This window comes from Acidovorax sp., assembly GCF_022763525.1.
Classification (GTDB): Bacteria; Pseudomonadota; Gammaproteobacteria; order Burkholderiales; family Burkholderiaceae_C; genus Acidovorax.
Genome location: NZ_JALEGG010000058.1, coordinates 1 through 17670 on the forward strand (window position 1 = coordinate 1; position 17670 = coordinate 17670).

Sequence of the window (17670 nt, forward strand, 5' to 3'; positions counted from 1 at the left end):
CGAGGTAGGTGTCTGGCGAGCTGCCGCGCACGCGCACGCTGTCAGAACGGCTGTCCAGCCCGTAGGCGTCGCTGCGCACGCCAGCCGCGTACAGCAGCGCCTCCTGGAAGGTGGTGGCGCCTTGGTCCACCATCTGGTCGCGTGTGACCACGGTGACGGACTGGGGTGTTTCCGACAGCGGTGTATCGGTCTTGGTGGCTGTGGCCGCATTGCGCGCGCGGTAGCCCACCACCGGGGCAGTGGCGGATTCCTTCTCGGCACTGGCATCCACTCGCACTTCGGACAAGGTGGCACCCGCCACTTGGGCGGCCACCCACGCGGGTGTGACGCCAAAGGCCAGGGCGATGGCGGTGCACAGGGCGGTCTGTCGCAGCTGGAGGTTCATGATTTTTACAAATGATAATAAGAATGATTACCATTTTAAAAACCAAAACCCACTGCCCGCCATTGGCAGCGCACGGTGTCGTACGACAACAACAACGCGTGTCGCCGCAGCGCATTTTTCGCTTCAATTTTTATAGCTGCCAGCGCTTTTCAAATCAGCGCTAGAGCCGCTTTTCAGCCTTTTTCTCCGGCCGGTGGCGCAGGCGCCGGCTTGTCCGCCTTCGACCGCCGCCATGGCACTGGCCCATGAGAAAACCCGCTGGCCGGGCGGCCAGCGGGTTTGGCAAGGGCGGGTCGCGGAATCCGTGAGAGCGCGGGAATCAGGCCTCGCTGGGCTGCACCCACCAGTAGATCAGCACCAGCACGCCAATGCCGGTCAGCGTCAGCAGCTGCCACCAGCCGGAACGGCCGACGTCGTGCAGACGGCGGGCACCCACCGCAAATGCGGGCAGCAGCAAGGCAATGGAGACGATGCCGGAAACCACATCCCCCAGGAAGCTGGCGATCACCATGACGATGATCTGGAACAGGAAAAACCACCAGAACTCGGAGCGCACCGCGCGGCCCGAGAAACCGGCGTACTGCCCCAGGCAGCTTTTGACAGCCGAAACAAAATCCATACAGAACTCCCTCTCTCTAAAACGTGAAGCGTTGTGGCGGGGCGAAACCCCGCAGTGATCATAGGCGGGCGCACGGCGGCGCGTCTACCCGGGCGCCGCGCACCTCACCCTTTTGTGCCGAGGCACCACAGCCAGCTCGGGCGAGCAGCCCTGACCCCGTGGAAGGGCTCCGTCCGGACCGTGCGTTACGCGGCCTCGCGCAAGGCTTGCGTCTCACGCGCCATCTGGGTGATGCGGGCCCAGTCGCCTGCGCGCATCGCATCGCCCGGCGTGAGCCATGAGCCGCCCACGCAGCGCACGTTGGGCAGCGCGAGGTAGTTGGCCGCGGTGGCCTGGCTGATGCCGCCCGTGGGGCAGAAGCTGACCTGACCGAACGGACTGGCCCAGGCCTTGAGCAGCGGAATGCCGCCCGCCGCCTCGGCCGGAAAGAGCTTCAGGAACGAAAAGCCGTCGGCCAGCGCCGCCATGATCTCGCTGGACGTGGCCACGCCGGGCAGCAATGGCAGATCGAGCCGCTTGCAGGCGCTGCCCACCTCGGACGTGTAGCCCGGGCTCACCGCAAAGCGTGCACCCGCCTCGCTGGCGCGGCGCGCATCGTCGGCGTTGAGCACGGTGCCTACCCCCACCACCGCCTCCGGCAGGTTACGGGCAATGGTCTCAATGGCGGGCAGGCCCGCGGCGGTGCGCAGCGTCACCTCCAGCACCTTTACGCCACCAGCCAGCAAAGCCTCGGCCAGGGGCAATGCGTCTTCGACGCGGTCGATCACGATGACGGGGATGACGGGGCCGTGGCTGGCAATATCAAGCGGATTCATGGTTTTTCCTTGTGACTGTGTGCCGAAAGCGGCTTATGAAACTGGCGCAACGCCCATACCAGGGCCACCGTGGAACTGGCCTTGCCAGGCCACCGGTGGCGTCCTCCTCGGGGGAAGACGCGCGAAGCAGCTCAGGGGGAGATCTTTACAACCATGTGCAGGCGCCCTGTTCGGCGCCGCCAGCGTGGCGGCGGAAGTTCGCAAACAGTTCGCGGCCAAAGCCGGTGGCGGGGGGCGCGGTGTATGGCGCCACGGGGCGGGCCGCCCAGATGGCTTCGTCAACCAGGACATCGAGCGTGCCCGCCACAGCGTCCAGCCGCACGATGTCGCCATCGAGCACCTTGGCCAGCGGCCCTCCGGCCATGGCTTCGGGCGTCACGTGGATGGCGGCGGGCACCTTGCCCGATGCGCCGCTCATGCGGCCATCCGTCACCAGGGCCACCTTGAAGCCCTGGTTCTGCAGCACGGCCAGCGGGGGCGTGAGCTTGTGCAGCTCAGGCATGCCGTTGGCCTGCGGCCCCTGGAACCGCACCACCGCGACCATGTCCTGCTGCACCTCGCCCGCGCTGAAGGCGGCGAGCAGTGCCTCTTGCGAATCGAACACGCGCGCAGGCGCTTCGATGATGTGGCGATCTTCCGGCACGGCGGACACCTTGATGACTGCACGGCCCAGGCGCCCTTGCAGCAGCCGCAGGCCGCCGGTCGGCGAGAAGGGTTTGGACACCGGCCGCAGGACGGATTCATCGCCCGACACGGCCGGGGCGCCCTGCCCTCCTTCGGCAATGCCGCCTGCGTTCACGCTCATCACATCGGGGTGCATGAAGCCGCCGGACAGCAGCTCGCGCAGGATCCACGGCGGGCCGCCTGCGGCCTGGAACTGGTTCACGTCGGCCTCGCCATTGGGGTACACGCGGGCCAGCAGGGGCACGGCGGATGAGAGTTCATCAAAGTCCGACCAGTCGATGAGGATGCCCGCGCTGCGGGCAATCGCCACCCAGTGGATCAAATGGTTGGTGGACCCGCCCGTGGCCAGCAGCGCCACCATGGCGTTGACGATGCAGCGCTCGTCCACCAGCCGCCCGATGGGCGTGAAGCGCTGGCCCCGCTGGCCAATGTCGAGCACCGTGCGCACCGCCTGGCGCGTAAAGGCTTCGCGCTCTTCGGTGCCGGGCGGCGCGAAGGCCGCGCCAGGCACGTGCAGGCCCATGGCTTCGAGCAGCATCTGGTTGCTGTTGGCCGTTCCATAGAACGTGCAGGTGCCGGGGCTGTGGTACGCGGCGGATTCGGCCTTGAGCAGCTCATCGCGCCCCACCAGCCCTTGCGCGTACTGTTCGCGCACCTTGGACTTGTCCTTGTTCGACAGGCCCGTGCCCATGGGCCCGGCAGGCACGAACACGCAGGGCAGGTGCCCATAGTGCAATGCGCCGATGAGCAGCCCGGGCACGATCTTGTCGCACACGCCCAGCAGCAGCGCGCCATCGAACACATCGTGGGACAGCGCTACCGCCGTGGCCATGGCAATGGCATCCCGCGAGAACAGCGATAGCTCCATTCCGGGCGTGCCCTGCGTGACGCCGTCGCACATCGCGGGCACGCCACCGGCCACCTGCACCGTGGCGCCGCGCTGGGCGGCTTCGTCGCGCAGGATGGCGGGGTAACTCTGGTACGGCTGGTGGGCCGACAGCATGTCGTTGTAGGCCGTGACCACGCCGATGTTGGGCGCTTTTTCGACCGTGATCTTGAACTTGTCGGCGCCGGGCAGCGCCGCATAGGCGTGGGCCAGGTTGGCGCAGCCCATGCGGTCCTGGGTGGGCTTGCGGGCCAGCATGTGGTCGATGACCGCAAGGTAGGCGGCGCGGGTGTCCTGGCTGCGCTGGATGATGCGCTCGGTCACGCGCGCTACGACTGAATGCATGGGGTGCTCCATCGGTGGGTGGGCCTTCGGGCCGGGTCGGCCGTGGGGCTGCTATTGGGGTGCCCTAGAATGTAACTCGATAACCACCACGCTTCAACCCATGACCTTGCAAGTTCTGCCCCTTCCCCCCTCCGAACTGGGCGAATCGCCGTTCTGGCACCCGGAGGAAAACTGCCTCTACTGGTGCGATATTCAAGGTTTGACCATCAACGCCTGGAACCCCGCGGACGGTCAGCACCGGCAATGGAAAACCCCCAGCGAACCGGGCTGCTGCGCACCTGCTAGCGAGAAAAGATTGGTAATCGGGTTACGTGACGGCTTCTACCAGCTGGACACCGTCAGCGGTGCCATCAGCCTGCTGGCCGCCCTGCCCCCAGCCCGGCACGACACCCGCGTGCTGCGCCTGAACGATGGCCGCTGCGACACCGCGGGCCGCTTCTGGGCGGGCTCGGTCATCACGCCCCGCACGGCGCCGGACGCCGCGCTGTGGCGACTGTCGGCCTCCAGCGAGGGCTACACCGTGCAGCACATGGCGGGCGACAACTTCACCGCCAACGGGCTCGCGTTCAGCCCCGACAACCGGATCATGTACTGGTCCAACACACCAGAGCACCGCATCGACCGATTTGACTTCGATGTAGCCACCGGCTCTATCAGCAATCGCCAGCCTTGGGTGCAGTTCGACCGGAAGGTGGAAGGCCAGCCCTACGGGGGCCGACCCGATGGCGCGGCGGTGGACGCGGAAGGCAACTACTGGGTGGCGATGTACGAGGGGGCGTGTGTGCTGCAGCTGTCGCCAGCGGGCAAGGTGCTGCAGCGCATTGAAGTCCCGGTGCAGTGCCCGACCATGGTGTGTTTTGGGGGGGAGGATTTGCGGACGATGTACATCACGTCGGCAAGGGCGGGGAGGCCTCTGGACGAACAGTCGGCGCAGGTCCCCGCGGGGTCGCTGTTCAGCACCCGGGTAGAGGTGGCCGGGCTGCCGGTCAATTTCTTCAATCCGCCAGAGACGACCACAGCGCTCCACTCGTGAAGCACCACTACCTTTTCGGGGCAGTACCAGCCGCACGGGCAGGCAGATGTGTGGAACCTCGCGGCCCATCTCGCTCAATATTCTGGATGAGCATCTTCATTTCTGCGATCTCCCGCACCTGCGCATCAATGATCTCATCCGCCAACTCGCGAACGCGCGGATCTTCTATGCGCGCACGGCTGCTGGTCAGCACGGCAATGGAATGGTGCGGAATCATGGCGCGCATATAGGCGATGTCATTAACGGTTACCTGAGACCGGACGAGGCCAAGACCCGCAATGAACAGGACAGCGGCCACACCCAGCACAGTTCGATTCATCTGCTTATCCGGATACATGGTCCACATGAGTCCCATCATCACCGCAGTCATGAGGCCACCCATGATCATTGCCATGAAAACGCGGGTCCAGCTGAAGAACACATGGTCGAGCTGATAAGTGTTGAGATACATTGCGCCCCACCCCAGGGCGGTTGAAGCCGCAACCATTACCCAGAAGCGCGGGTAACTTCCCATCTTCATCGAGTGATCCCCCGGCTCGCCATGCTCATGGTCATGGCTGCTGAGGCGCGACTCTGCCTTTGCGCGCTGTGAATGGGGATTGGCTTGGGTATTCATGACCACTCCGATACCGGCGCCGGACGACACCTCTGCCAGCCACCGTAGCCTGGAAGCCATCCTCGACTCTGTAGTCCCACGCCGATTGCGCCTGCGGGGTGAGAGCTACGACACTGGCCTTCCGCTTGAATTGCCCAGCCTCAGATATCTTTCAGCGCGGACAAGACGTCATAACACGCCCCCATGTTGTGATAGTCCACCTTCCCCGCGTTGCTCTTCTCGCGGGTGTGGTTGCGGTTGGCGCCGTCCAGGATGCGAAACCACGCGCCGTGGTCGTGGTCCACAAAGTGCTCCCAGCAATAGGTCCAGATGCGGTCGTACCACTGCCAGTAGCGCTCATCGCCCGTGCGCACCGCCAGCACGGCGGCGGCCGCCATGCTTTCGGCCTGCACCCAGTGGTATTTGCCGTCGTCACAGATGCTGCCGTCGGGCGCCATGCCGTAGAAGATGCCGCCGTGCACGGCATCCCAGCCCTTTTCGAGCGCCGAGTCGAACAGGAACCGCGCGCACGGTAGATACCAGTCGGCGGGCGCCAAGGCATCCAGCTGCAGCAGGAGCTTGGCCCATTCGGTCTGGTGGCCGACCTGGTAGCCCCAGGGGCGGAAGATGTTGGTGCGGTCGTGGCGGTTGTACTCCCAGTCCACCGACCAGTCCGCGTGGTAGTGCTCCCACACCCAGCCTTCGGTCGCCGGCGCAGAGGCGCGGTCCGACAACGCGGCCTGGCGCTGGCAGATGCCCTGCGCGAGCTGTTCGGCGCGCTGGATGTAGCGCTGCTCCCCGGTGGCACGAAAAGCCGAGATCATGGCTTCGCAGGCGTGCATGTTGGCGTTCTGGCCGCGGTAGTCCGTCAGCATCCAATCGGGCGTTGCCTCGTCGGCGTACAAGCCCGGCGCGGACTGCCAGAAGCGCTGCTCGGCGGTATCAAAGGCTTCGCCCAGCCAGCCTCGCGCTTCAGGCACCCCGGCTTCCAAAGCCCGCGCATAGGCCAGCATCACAAACGCCATGCCGTAGCAGTGCCGCGTGCCGTCCAGCACCATGGCGCGGCCGCCCTGCCAGTCGATGAGCCAGGCGTACCCGCCCGTGGCAGGGTCGAGAAACGCGGTGCGCAGGAACGTGAGCGCGTGTCGCATCCCTTGCTGGTACCGCGCCTCGCCCGTCGTGCGGTAGAGCATGGCATGCGTGACGACAAAGCGCGTGGCGCTGACCAGGTGGCGGGTGTGCGTGTCGTAGACCGTGCCGTCGTCCAGGAAGAAGTGGTACATGCCGCCACTGGGATCGGTGGCCACGGGATCGTAGAACGCCATGGTCTCGCGCAGGTGCTGGCGCAGGAAGTCGGCGGAGCGGAAGTCCGGCAGGGACGCAGTCATGGTGGATATCTCCTGGAGCGTTCGGGCTGAGCGTGTCCCGCCATTGCGCGGCACTTCGACAGCTCAGCGTGAACGGATTTGTATTTTTATCAGTGGGGCTGCATGCTGGCGAGACGCCGCGCAGGGCTTCGACAAGCTCAGCGAACGGTAGGGGTGCGGCTACCGTGCTGGGTTGAGGGGTTCAGTGGCCGGTGCGAAGACGCTCAAGCAACCCTGCCGTCGATCCATCCAGGCCCGCAGCGTCGCCACTGTCCAGGCGCGCTTCGATGTCCTTGGCCAGCACCTTGCCCAACTCCACGCCCCACTGATCGAAGCTGTTGATGCGCCACAGGCTGCCGCTCACGAACACGCGGTGCTCCTGCAGCGCAATCAGCGCGCCCAGCGAAGCAGGGCTCAGTTCATCCAGCAGCAGGAAGGTGCTGGGCCGGTTGCCCGGAAAGTGGCGATGGCCATCTTCGCCCTTCTTGCCCACCATCAGCGCCTGGGCCTGCGCCAGGGCGTTGGCCAGGAGCTTGTTGTGGTGGCCTTCCAGCGGGTGGGTGGGCTGGCGCACGGCAATCAGCTCCAGCGGTACCACGTCGGTGCCTTGGTGCAGCATCTGGAAGAACGCGTGCTGGCCGTTGGTGCCCGGCTCGCCCCACAGCACGGGCGACGTGGCATAGGCCAGCGGCTGGCCATCCAGCCCCACGCGCTTGCCGTTGCTCTCCATCTCGAGTTGCTGCAGATAGGCCGACAGGCGGCGCAGCGCCGCGTGGTAGGGCGCGATGCAGCGGCTGGTGAAGCCATGGAAATTGCGGTACCACACATCCAGCAGGCCCAGGCGCACTGGCAGGTTCTGTGCCAGCGGCGCGGTGCGAAAGTGTTCGTCCATGGCATGCGCTCCCGCCAGCAGGTCGCGAAAGCCCGCCGAGCCAATCGCCACGGCGATGGGCAGGCCGATGGCGGACCACAGGGAATAGCGCCCACCCACCCAGTCCCAGAAACCGAACGTGGTGGTGATGCCCAGTGCCTTCGCGGCCTCGACGTTGGTGGTGAGCGCCGCGAAGTGGCGCCCCACATCCTGCCCGCCCTCTGCCGCAAACCATGCCAGGGCCGAGCGCGCGTTGGTCATGGTTTCGGCGGTGGTGAAGGTCTTGGAGGCGATGAGGAACAGCGTGCTCCTGGCCTTGAGCGACTGCAGCACCGTGTGCAGTTCGTGGCCGTCCACGTTGGAGACGAAATGCAGCCGCTTGCCCTGGTCACGGAACTGCTCCAGCGCCAGCACGGCCATGTGCGGGCCGAGGTCCGAACCGCCGATGCCAATGTTGACCACATCGGTGATGCTGCTATCCGCGCGCACCGCATCGGCATAGGCCAGCATGGCGTCCAGCGTGGTGTGCACCTCGGCCAGATTCTGGGCGATGTCCGGCCCATCGCCGGGCAGCGCCAGGCCCCGGGGGCGGCGCAGCAGCGTGTGCAGCACGGCACGGCCCTCCGTGCTGTTGATGGGCTGGCCGGCGAACATGGCATCGCGGTGCTGCGGGAGGCCGCACGCACGCGCCATGTCCAGCAGCAGCGCCTCGGTGTCGGCGTCCCACAGGTTCTTCGACAGATCGGCAAACACCTGGGGCGCTTGCTGGCTGAAATGCCGAAAGCGCTGCGCATCGCTGGCAAAGGCTTCCCGCAGGTCCAGGCGGCTGCCGTGGGCGGAGAACGCGGCCTGCAGCTGAGGCCACTGCGGAGTTTGATCGCAACGGAGGGACATGGTCGGTTCAGATGAGGTGACGAGAAAATCGGCGCGATAGTAACTTGATTACACAACCTCGCGCATATTTTTATGTAACTTCAAGGGCAAAATCCGCCTGGCGGCCTCTTGACCTACACATTTCGATGTAACGAGATTACAATTTCCCGCCATCACGCGCACCACGACACCCCTGATACGGAGACCCCATGAGTTTTGACCTTGTCCTGTTTGGCGGCACTGGCGACCTGGCCTGGCGCAAGCTCATGCCCGCGCTGTTCCAGGCGTTCCGGCACGGCACGCTGCCCGAGGGGGGCCGAATCATTGCGGTAGCACGCGACGAATTGAGCCATGAACAATACCGCAGCCTGATCCAGTCGCGGTTTGACAGCGTGGAACTGGCCAAGCGCCCCACCCCGGACGAATTCGAACGCTTTGGCGCGCTGCTGCACTACCTGCGCATGGATCTGTCCAAGACCGACGACTACGCACGCCTGGCGGCCCTGCTGCGCGAGCGGGGCGCGGATTCGGTGGTGATGTATGTAGCCACCGCGCCCAGCCTGTTCACCAACGTGTGCGAGCAGATCGCCGCCGTCGGCCTGAACGGCCCCACCACCCGCGTGGTGCTGGAAAAGCCGCTGGGCCACGACCTGAAGTCCAACCAGGCCATCAACGACACCCTGCGCCGCGTGCTCAAGGAAGAGCAGGTCTTTCGCATCGACCACTACCTGGGCAAGCCCTCGGTGCAGAACCTGTTTGCCATGCGCTTTGGCAATGCGCTGTTCGAGCCCCTCTGGCGGCGCGAAACGATTGCCAACATCCAGATCACCATTGCCGAGGAGCTGGGCGTGGAAACGCGCGGCGCGTTCTACGACCAGACCGGCGCCCTGCGGGACATGGTGCAAAACCACGCGCTGCAGCTCTTGTGCGCAATTGGCATGGAGCCCCCGATCAACTCCAGCGCCAACGCCATCCGCGATGAAAAGCTCAAGGTGCTGCAGTCGCTCAAGCCCTGGAGCATGGAAACCATCGGACAGCATGTGATCCGCGGCCAGTATGCGGCCGGAAAGACCCACGGCCACAACGTGCTGGGCTACCTGCAGGAAAAGGGTGTGGCCCCGGACAGCACCACCGAGACTTTCGTCGCGCTGCGCACCGAGATCTCCAACTGGCGCTGGGCCGGCGTACCGTTCTACATCCGCACCGGCAAGCGTTTGGCGGGGCGCGATGCGCACATCGTCGTCAACTTCCGCCCTGTGCCGCATCCGATCTTCAAGACCCCTGTCGGCGCCGCCAACCGGCTGGTCATCAACCTGCAGCCCAAGGACGGGCTGGAGCTGCACCTGCTGGCCCAGGGCGCGGCCCAGCACCAGACGGAGCCGGCCCTGTCGCAGGTGCACCTGAACCTGGACTTCGACCAGCGCTTTGGCACCGAGCGCGTGGGCGCCTACGAACGCCTGCTGCTCGACGTGATCGCCGGCCGCCTCAACCTGTTCGTGCGCAGCGACGAGCAGGAAGAAGCCTGGCGCTGGGTGGAGCCCATCCTGCAGCACTGGAAGAACGACCCAGTGGGTCCTCGCCCCTATGCACCCGGCAGCTGGGGTCCGAGCGCGGCCAGCGCGATGATTGCGCGCGATGGGTATTGCTGGAGTGAAGAAATGTAGGCATCCCCCTGAGGCGCCTCGCGCCTTCCCCCTTCTCTCGAATGGCTGCACCATTCGGGAAGGGAGACGCAGCCCGTGCGGCGGGGCGGCCCTTGCACGGCTGCCGCTGGTGCGGGCTGCGCCAATTTTGAAGTGCAGCGCCATGCCATCAGCGACAGGTTCCGGAGCATTCACTTGGCACGCCGCGCGGGCGTGCCTATACCGGCCGCGGTCCCACCAGTTCAATGGGAAGGCCGTCCGGGTCGGCAAAAAAGGTGAACGGTGCGCCGGTGAACGGATCGACACGCACCGGCTCTACCGCCACACCATGCGCCACCAGCGCGGCCACGCTGGCCTCCACATCGGCAACGCGCAAAGCCAGGTGACGCAGGCCGCAGGCCTCGGGATAGGACGGGCGTGGAGGTGGTTGGGGGAAGGAAAAAAGCTCCACCTGCGAACCGTCCGGCAACGCCAGATCCAGCTTGTGCGACTGGCGCTCGGTCCGGAAGACTTCGTTCATCACCCTTAGGCCCAGCACCTCGGTGTAGAAGCGGCGCGAGCGCGCGTAGTCGCTCGCGATGATGGCTACGTGGTGCACGCCGCGGACCTGTAGCGGAGGCGCCAGCGCGGGCAACGGGTTCAGGCCACCGCTCATCCTTCGGAGCCGGCAATATCGAGCGCGCGCGACGCGCCATACAGCGCGGGCGTGACGCTGGGGTCGATGATCCAGCAAGGAATGGAAGCGAGGTAGGACTGAAACCGCCCTTTGGATTCGAACCGTGCACGGAACGAGGATTGATCGAACCACGTGCCCAGGCGCGGCACGATGCCCCCGCCCAGGTACACGCCACCCCGCGCCCCCAGGGTGAGCGCCAGGTTGCCCGCCACGCTGCCCAGGAAGCCGCAGAACAGGTCCAGCGCCTCCAGCGCCAAGGCATCCTTGGATTGCAGCGCCAGTTCGGTCACCTGCGCGGCAGAGCTGACCTCCTTGCCGCCGCGCTGTGCCAGGCGGCGCAGCGCGTGGTACAGGTCCACCAGGCCCGCGCCGCAGACAGCACGCTCGGCGGACACATGGCCGTAACGTTCCTGCAGGATGGCGAGCACGTCGAACTCGCGCTGCGTCTGCGCGGCCAGCGTGACGTGGCCGCCCTCGCCCGACAGCGGCACGCCCATGCTGGACCCCGGCGGGAACACCAGCCCCGACACGCCGAGCCCTGTCCCCGGCCCGACGAGCGCGATGGCGCTGCCCTGCACAGCTTCGCCGCCCCCCACCTGACGCAGCAGGTCAGGCGTGAGCAGCGGCAGCGCGAGCGCAAGCGCCGTGAAATCATTGATGACCACCAGCCGCTCGAAGCCGAAGGCTTCGCGCACCGCGCGCTGCGAAAAGCTCCAGCTGTGGTTGGTCATGCGGATGGCGTCGCCCGTCACCGGGTTGGCAATGCCAAACGCCGCCTCGCGCGGCACGGGCACGCCCACGTCCTTCAGGTAAGCCGACAGCGCGGCATCGACGGTGGGGAACTGCGCGCAAGGCAGCACGCGGGTGTCGTGGAGCGGGCCGGTGGGCGAGTCCTGCCAGGCCAGCCGGATGTTGGTGCCGCCAATGTCGGCAAGGAGGCGCAGTGGTTGCATGGGGCGTAGAAGGTTGAAACTACTTGTAGCTACAAATACTATAGCTGCTTGCGCTTGCCAGATAAGCGACAGAGGCCGTTTTACCCTAAAACACAGTGGCAAGGAAGACCAAAGGCCCTTCCGCCGGTGGGCCTCCACACGGCAGCGCACGCCTCGACCTGCGGAAGCCCGCACTGCGCGGCGCTTTGGACAGTCTGAGCGTGAACGCGTGAAGGCGTTTGGAGGCGCGACCGGTCAGAGGCTGAGGTTTTATGGACAAGCCAGAAAGGCGCGCGAAAACGCTTCGGATCGAGTGTCCTGTCCCGTAAATAGATGACGAAATAAAACCTATGGATTTCGCGCCAGGGCAAGGCGCAAACCGCAGCGATAGCCAGTGCTATCGCGAGGATTTGCAACGCAGCCCTGGCGTGAAAGACGCGGTTTCATTGGCATTTATTTGCGGGACAGAACACTAGTTGCAAAGCACAGCCATAGCTCAGGCGATGGCGAGCCTTTGCTTGCGGCATGCCGGCGTGTTTTGGCGTGCATGGCAGGCTGCGGCAAAGACTCTCTGCCTCTCAGGCCACGCGCTCTTCGGTCTTGGCGTTGAACCAATGCGCGTTGGCCGGCTCCACCGCCAAGCCCACATGGTCGCCCGGCTGTACCCGGGTTTGCGCATCGGTACGTAGCGTGACGTTACCCGCAGCGGTGTCCACCATCACGTAGGTGTCCGGGCCGGTCGGCTCCACCACGCTCACCGTGCCGCGCCAGGGCGCATCGTCTCGCATCTGCAGGTGCTCAGGCCGCACGCCCAACAGCATCTCGGGCGTGGAGGTGGGAGGCGCGAGGGGCAGGGATGCGCCCTCAATGCCGAACTGCCCGGCCGCCTGCACGCCGCCGCGCAGCAGGTTCATGGTGGGGGAGCCGATAAAGGTGGCCACATAGGTGTTGGCCGGGCGGTTGTAGATTTCGTCGGGCGTGCCCAGCTGCTGCACCACGCCGCCCTTCATCACGGCAATGCGCGAGCCCAGCGTCATGGCCTCGACCTGGTCGTGCGTCACGTACACGCTGGTGATGCCGCTGGCCTGGTGCAGGCGCTTGATTTCGGCGCGCATCTCCACACGCAGCTTGGCGTCCAGGTTGGACAGCGGCTCGTCGAACAGGAAGAGCTGCGGCTGGCGCGCCAGGGCCCGGCCCATGGCCACGCGCTGGCGCTGGCCGCCCGAGAGCTGGCTGGGGCGGCGGTCGAGCAAGTGGCTGATCTGCAGCATGGCCGCGACTTCGTCGATGCGTTTTTGGCGCTCGGCCTTGGGCATCTTGCGCATCTCCAGCGCAAAGCCGATGTTGTCGGCCACGGAGAGCGTGGGGTACAGCGCGTAGCTCTGGAACACCATGGCGATGTCACGGTCGCGCGGGGGCATGCCCACCACGTTCTTGCCACCGATGCGGATCTCGCCCTCGGTGGGCTCGTCCAGCCCCGCAATGATGTTGAGCAGCGTGGACTTGCCGCAACCCGAGGGGCCGACCAGGATGAGGAACTCGCCCGGTGCGACGTGGATGTCCACCTTGCGCAGTACCTCCACGCTTTTGTCGCCCTTGCCGAAGCGCTTGTTGATGCCCGCGATGTCGAGTGATGACGCCATGATTTCTAACCCTTAACCCTTGACTGCACCGGCCGTGAGACCGCGCACGAAAAACTTGCCTGCAAGAACGTAGATCACCATGGTCGGCAGGCCCGCGATGATGGCGGCCGCCATGTCCACGTTGTAGGCCTTCACACTGCTGCTGGTGTTGGCCAGGTTGTTCAGGCCCACGGTCACCGGCTTGGAGTCGGTGCCCGAGAACACCACGCCGAACAGGAAGTCGTTCCAGATGTTGGTGAACTGCCAGATCAGCGTGACCATCACGATGGGCGTGGACAGCGGCAGCACGATGCGCCAGAAGATCTGGAAGAAGCTGGCGCCATCCATGCGGGCCGCGTTCACCAGTTCCTTCGGAATGGCCGCGTAGTAATTGCGGAAGAACAGCGTGGTGCCCGCGAGGCCCGCCAGGCAGTGCACCAGCACCAGCCCGGTGATGGAGCTGGACAGACCCAGCCAACCCAGCACCTGGCTCATGGGCAGCAGCACCACCTGGAAGGGCATGAACACGCCGAACAGCAGCAGGCCAAACAGTACATCGCTGCCGCGAAACTTCCACAGGCTGAGCACATAGCCGTTGACAGCGCCCCACACGGTGGAGATGAGCACCGCAGGCACGGCCATGGCCACCGAGTTCATGAAGAACGGGCGCAGGCCATTGCAGTCCACGCCGGTGCAAGCGCTCTGCCAGGCCGTGCCCCAGGCCGACCAGTTCAGCGAACCCGGCAGCGCCAGCAGCGAGGTGCTGCGGATCTCTTCGGCGTCCTTGAACGACGTGACGAGCATCGCGTACAGCGGCAGCAGAAAGAAGGCGGTGGCCAGGGCCAGCACCGCGTAGACGAGCAGACGGCCCACGGAGGGGAACAAAGAGGGCTTAGCGGTCATGGGCTTTGGTCCGCAGTTCGCTGTAAAGGTAAGGAATCACCAGGGCCGCCACGGTGGCCAGCATCATGGTGGCGCTGGCCGCGCCCAGGCCAATCTGCCCGCGCGAGAACGACATCGTGTACATGAAGGTGGCCGGCACGTCGGTGGCAAAACCTGGGCCACCGGCGGTGAGTGCCATCACCAGGTCAAAGCTCTTGATCGCCAGGTGCGACAGCACCATGAGCGTGGAGAAGAACACCGGCCGCAGCGCGGGCAGCACAATGCGCCAGTAGATGCGCGGCAGCGAGGCGCCATCGACCTGCGCCGCCTTGATGATGCTGTCGTCGATGCCTCGCAGGCCCGCCAGGAACAGCGCCATCGCAAAACCTGCGCTCTGCCAGATGCCCGCAATGACCACGCAGTAGATGGCCATCTCGGTGTCCACCAGCCAGCCAAATTCAAAGTTGGGAAAACCCCAGTCGCGCACCATTTTTTCGATGCCGAGGCCCGGGTTCAGCAGCCACTTCCAGGCCGTTCCCGTCACCACGAACGACAGTGCCATGGGGTACAGGTAGATGGTGCGCAGCGCGCCTTCGGCGCGGATCTTCTGGTCCAGCAGCACGGCCAGCACCACGCCGATGGCGAGCGACCCGCCCACGTAGCCCACGCCGAAGATGCCCAGGTTCTTGAGGGCCACCCACCAGCGGTCCATCTCCCACAGGCGCTCGTACTGCGCCAGGCCCGCCCATTCGTAGTTGGGCAGCATGCGCGACGCGGTCATGCTGAGAATGCCGTTCCACAGCATCAGGCCGTAGATGAACGCAAAGCCCAGAACAAAAGCCGGCGTCACGACCAGCTTGGGCAGCCATGTCTCAAAGGTGTTCTTGTTCATGGCTGCGGAATGTGTTTGTCATCGTCCTGCATGGAAAAAAAGCGGGGGACACGCAGGAGTGCCCCCCAAACTGAACAAAGTAACCTCGCAAACTCACTCAATCACAATTCCAGTGCCGGACCGCAGGATGCACACCCTGGGGAAAGCCTCCGAGGCCCAGCGCTGCAATCACCGGTTTACCACCAGACCTCGTACTGCACGCCCACCAGCGTGCGCGAGGTCTTGCCACCGGCGCCAAACGTGGCCGCATTGGCCAGCGCGGCGGCCTGGTTCCAGTTGGCCTTGGTCACGTACAGGCGCAACTCGGGGCGCGACCAGAAGTCTTCCGACAGCGCCAGGGCGCCCGCCAGCGTGGCCTTGGACAGGCGCTGGTCCGGCCCCGTGTTGCCCTTGCGGGTGGTGGTGGACAGCTCGGCCAACATCTTGAAGTTCTTGCTGAAAGCGTACGAACCGCGCGCACCCAGTGAGAAATCCTTGGTCTCCACACCGGTCAGGTCGGCCTTGTTGGTCTGGTAGCCGATGAGGGCCTGGCCACCGAACGGACCGCTTTGCCAGTTGATGGAGTCGGCAATCCGCGTGGAGCGGCGGCCGGCACGGGTGCCGTCGATGGCTTCAAATTCGCCATCGATACGGGCATGGCCGCGGGAGGTCTGCAGGTACAGCGTGTTGGTGATGCTGGGCAGCAGGAATTCCTTTTGCGTGTGCATGAAGGAGATGCCCGAGCCCGAGCCGCCGCCCACCTGGTTCTTGCCGCCCACGGCCGTCAGCAGCACGCGCAGCTTGCCGCCGGGGTTGGTGTTGATCTCGGACAGGTCGGCGTTGACGCGGTGCGCCTTCACGTCGCCCGGCAGGTTGCCGTCGAATTTGTCGCCAGTGAACACGCCCAGGCCCAGCTTCATGCCGCCGACGGGAATGTCGGTGACGCCCGCGCCGATGTTGTCACCGTAGTTCAGCAGGAAGTAGTCAACGATGTGCACGTCCTGGATCCGCAGGCGGCGCTGGCCAGCCCAGAACTTGGCCTCGGGCGAGAACGAGAAGCCGCTCATCTCCACATAGGCCTGCTCGGTGCTGATGTCGCCGCTGCCCCACTTGGCGGGCATGTAGTTCACTTTCCACTTGATGCCGTTGGTTTCGAACGTGCGGGCAAAGTTGACTTCGATTCCGTTGTCGCCTTCGTTGCCCAGGCGGTACTTCTGCAGCTCGCCGCCGAGCGTCAGGTTCCCCTTGACGCCGTCTTCGTGGTTGAACACCGGGCCACCGCGCGAGTAGCCGTTGAACTCAAAGCCGGCGACTTCCATGGCCATCGCGCCATTCGTCAGGCATGCGGCGGCCAAAGCCACCGCCGTGAGGCGGTTTCTTTTCATCATGTTGATTCCCTCGGGGTTGGATTTACTTGGTCTTCGCGGCAGTCGCGATCTTCTTCATGGCATCGGCGACGCTGATCTTGTCGTCGTTCCAGAACTGGCTGACGGCGTCCTTGATGGCACCTTCGGTGGCGGGCGCGATCGCCATGCCGTGGGCTACGCTGGGCACCAGGCTGCCGCTCTTAGCGGTGTCGACGAAGTCCTTGGCCGAGGCCTTGGCGCAATCGTCGAACTTGTCCATCTTCTGCCCGGCGCGCACCGGGATGGAGCCCTTGTTCAGGTTGAACACCTCCTGGAACTCGGGGCTCATGATGGAGCTGGCCAGGTCGCTCTGCGCCTTCTGGGCGGCGGCGTCCTTGAGCTTGAAGAGGATGAAGGAATCCACGTTGAAGGTGTAGGAAGTGGTCGTGCCCGGCGCTGCAGCGCACAGGAAGTCCTTGCCCGGCACCTTGTTGGCCGCCAGGAACTCACCCTTGGCCCAGTCGCCCATCAGCTGAAAGCCCGCCTTGCCCTGGATGAGCATGGCCGTGGCCAGATTCCAGTCGCGGCCCGGCGCGCCAGCGTCGGTGTAGGACTTGATGCGGCGGAAGGTCTCGAGCGACTTCTTCATGGTGTCGCTGTTGATGGCCTTGTCGTCGAGCTTGACCAGAGCATCCTGGTAAAACTTGGCGCCGCCGACGCCCAGCACCACCGACTCAAACGTGGTGAAGTCCTGCCAGTTCTGCCCGCCGTGGGCCACGGGGACCAGGCCTGCGGCCTTGAGCTTGTCGGCCGCGGCGAAGAATTCGTCCCAGGTCTTGGGCATGGCGGCCACGCCAGCCTTCTTCAGTGCCTCGGCGCTGCCCCACATCCAGTTCACGCGGTGCACGTTGACGGGGGCGGCCACGTAGGCGCCCTTGTACTTCATGACGTCGGCAACCACCTTGGGCAGCAATTCATCCCACTTCTCGGCCTTGGCCAGCGCATCCATGTTGGCCAGCACGCCTTCGGACGCCCATTCCTGGATGGCTGGGCCCTTGGTCTGGGCGGCAGAAGGCGGATTGCCCGAAATCACGCGGCTCTTGAGCACGGTCATGGCGCTGTCGCCACCGCCGCCAGCCACGGCGAAGTCACGCCAGGTGTGCCCCTTGCCCTGCATGATCTTCTTGAGTTCTGCCACGGACTTGGCTTCACCGCCCGACGTCCA

16 protein-coding genes are annotated in these 17670 nt (G+C 65.2%); 2 read left to right on the forward strand and 14 right to left on the reverse strand.

Annotated elements, in window-relative coordinates:
- The 4 genes from MRY84_RS04285 to edd all read right to left on the reverse strand — a co-directional run.
- Nucleotides 1-385 (reverse strand): TonB-dependent receptor plug domain-containing protein (locus MRY84_RS04285; protein WP_291504515.1); only part of this gene is annotated, 385 nt, incomplete at its 3' end.
- 319 nt (nt 386-704) lie between these two features.
- Nucleotides 705-1004, reverse strand: a complete 300-nt coding sequence (locus MRY84_RS04290; RefSeq protein ID WP_291504516.1) for a DUF805 domain-containing protein — start codon at nt 1002-1004, stop codon at nt 705-707.
- Between the two features lie 185 nt (nt 1005-1189).
- Entirely contained in the window at nt 1190-1819 is a 630-nt protein-coding gene (gene eda / locus MRY84_RS04295) for a bifunctional 4-hydroxy-2-oxoglutarate aldolase/2-dehydro-3-deoxy-phosphogluconate aldolase (protein WP_291504517.1), read from the reverse strand.
- A gap of 145 nt (nt 1820-1964) precedes the next feature.
- Nucleotides 1965-3734 (reverse strand): phosphogluconate dehydratase, encoded by a 1770-nt coding sequence (edd, locus tag MRY84_RS04300; RefSeq protein ID WP_291504518.1) that lies wholly within the window; start codon nt 3732-3734, stop codon nt 1965-1967.
- Between the two features lie 100 nt (nt 3735-3834).
- Here edd and MRY84_RS04305 point away from each other — a divergent pair, with 100 nt between their 5' ends.
- The gene (locus MRY84_RS04305; RefSeq protein WP_291504519.1) at nt 3835-4767 is read left to right on the forward strand and encodes an SMP-30/gluconolactonase/LRE family protein; all 933 of its coding nucleotides are present in this window, start codon (nt 3835-3837) and stop codon (nt 4765-4767) included.
- A gap of 7 nt (nt 4768-4774) precedes the next feature.
- Here the strand turns inward: MRY84_RS04305 and MRY84_RS04310 are convergent, their stop codons facing one another.
- From MRY84_RS04310 to pgi, 3 genes are all read right to left on the reverse strand, one after another.
- The gene (locus MRY84_RS04310; protein WP_291504520.1) at nt 4775-5383 is read right to left on the reverse strand and encodes a DUF305 domain-containing protein; all 609 of its coding nucleotides are present in this window, start codon (nt 5381-5383) and stop codon (nt 4775-4777) included.
- Nucleotides 5384-5523: 140 nt separating this feature from the next.
- A complete protein-coding gene (locus tag MRY84_RS04315; protein WP_291504521.1) occupies nt 5524-6750 on the reverse strand; it encodes an AGE family epimerase/isomerase in 1227 nt (408 codons plus the stop codon).
- Between the two features lie 181 nt (nt 6751-6931).
- The gene (gene pgi / locus MRY84_RS04320; RefSeq protein WP_291504522.1) at nt 6932-8494 is read right to left on the reverse strand and encodes a glucose-6-phosphate isomerase; all 1563 of its coding nucleotides are present in this window, start codon (nt 8492-8494) and stop codon (nt 6932-6934) included.
- 188 nt (nt 8495-8682) lie between these two features.
- Between pgi and zwf the strand changes: the two genes are divergently transcribed.
- Complete coding sequence (gene zwf / locus MRY84_RS04325; RefSeq protein ID WP_291504523.1) at nt 8683-10137, forward strand: glucose-6-phosphate dehydrogenase; 1455 nt, start codon at nt 8683-8685, stop codon at nt 10135-10137.
- A 196-nt stretch (nt 10138-10333) separates the two neighbouring features.
- On the opposite strand, the gene MRY84_RS04330 is transcribed toward zwf, so the two are convergent.
- The 7 genes from MRY84_RS04330 to MRY84_RS04360 form a co-directional block, all read right to left on the reverse strand.
- On the reverse strand, nt 10334-10771 hold the full coding sequence (locus MRY84_RS04330) for a VOC family protein (RefSeq protein ID WP_291504524.1): 438 nt from the start codon (nt 10769-10771) through the stop codon (nt 10334-10336).
- Nucleotides 10768-11745: a glucokinase gene (gene glk, locus MRY84_RS04335; protein WP_291504525.1), complete on the reverse strand. Its 978-nt coding sequence runs from the start codon at nt 11743-11745 to the stop codon at nt 10768-10770. Before glk ends, MRY84_RS04330 begins: the two co-directional genes overlap by 4 nt.
- Nucleotides 11746-12302: 557 nt before the next feature.
- Nucleotides 12303-13367, reverse strand: a complete 1065-nt coding sequence (locus MRY84_RS04340; RefSeq protein WP_291504526.1) for an ABC transporter ATP-binding protein — start codon at nt 13365-13367, stop codon at nt 12303-12305.
- Nucleotides 13368-13379: 12 nt separating this feature from the next.
- Nucleotides 13380-14249 (reverse strand): carbohydrate ABC transporter permease, encoded by an 870-nt coding sequence (locus tag MRY84_RS04345; protein ID WP_291504527.1) that lies wholly within the window; start codon nt 14247-14249, stop codon nt 13380-13382.
- Nucleotides 14239-15120 carry a sugar ABC transporter permease gene (locus tag MRY84_RS04350; RefSeq protein ID WP_291504528.1) on the reverse strand — a complete coding sequence of 294 codons (882 nt, stop codon included), beginning with the start codon at nt 15118-15120 and terminating at the stop codon, nt 14239-14241. The genes MRY84_RS04345 and MRY84_RS04350 overlap by 11 nt, the downstream gene beginning before the upstream one ends.
- A gap of 176 nt (nt 15121-15296) precedes the next feature.
- Nucleotides 15297-16418, reverse strand: coding sequence for a carbohydrate porin (locus tag MRY84_RS04355; protein ID WP_291504530.1), 1122 nt, complete (start codon nt 16416-16418; stop codon nt 15297-15299).
- Nucleotides 16419-16509: 91 nt separating this feature from the next.
- The coding region (locus tag MRY84_RS04360; protein ID WP_291504529.1) for an ABC transporter substrate-binding protein at nt 16510-17670 on the reverse strand (1161 nt) is incomplete at its 5' end.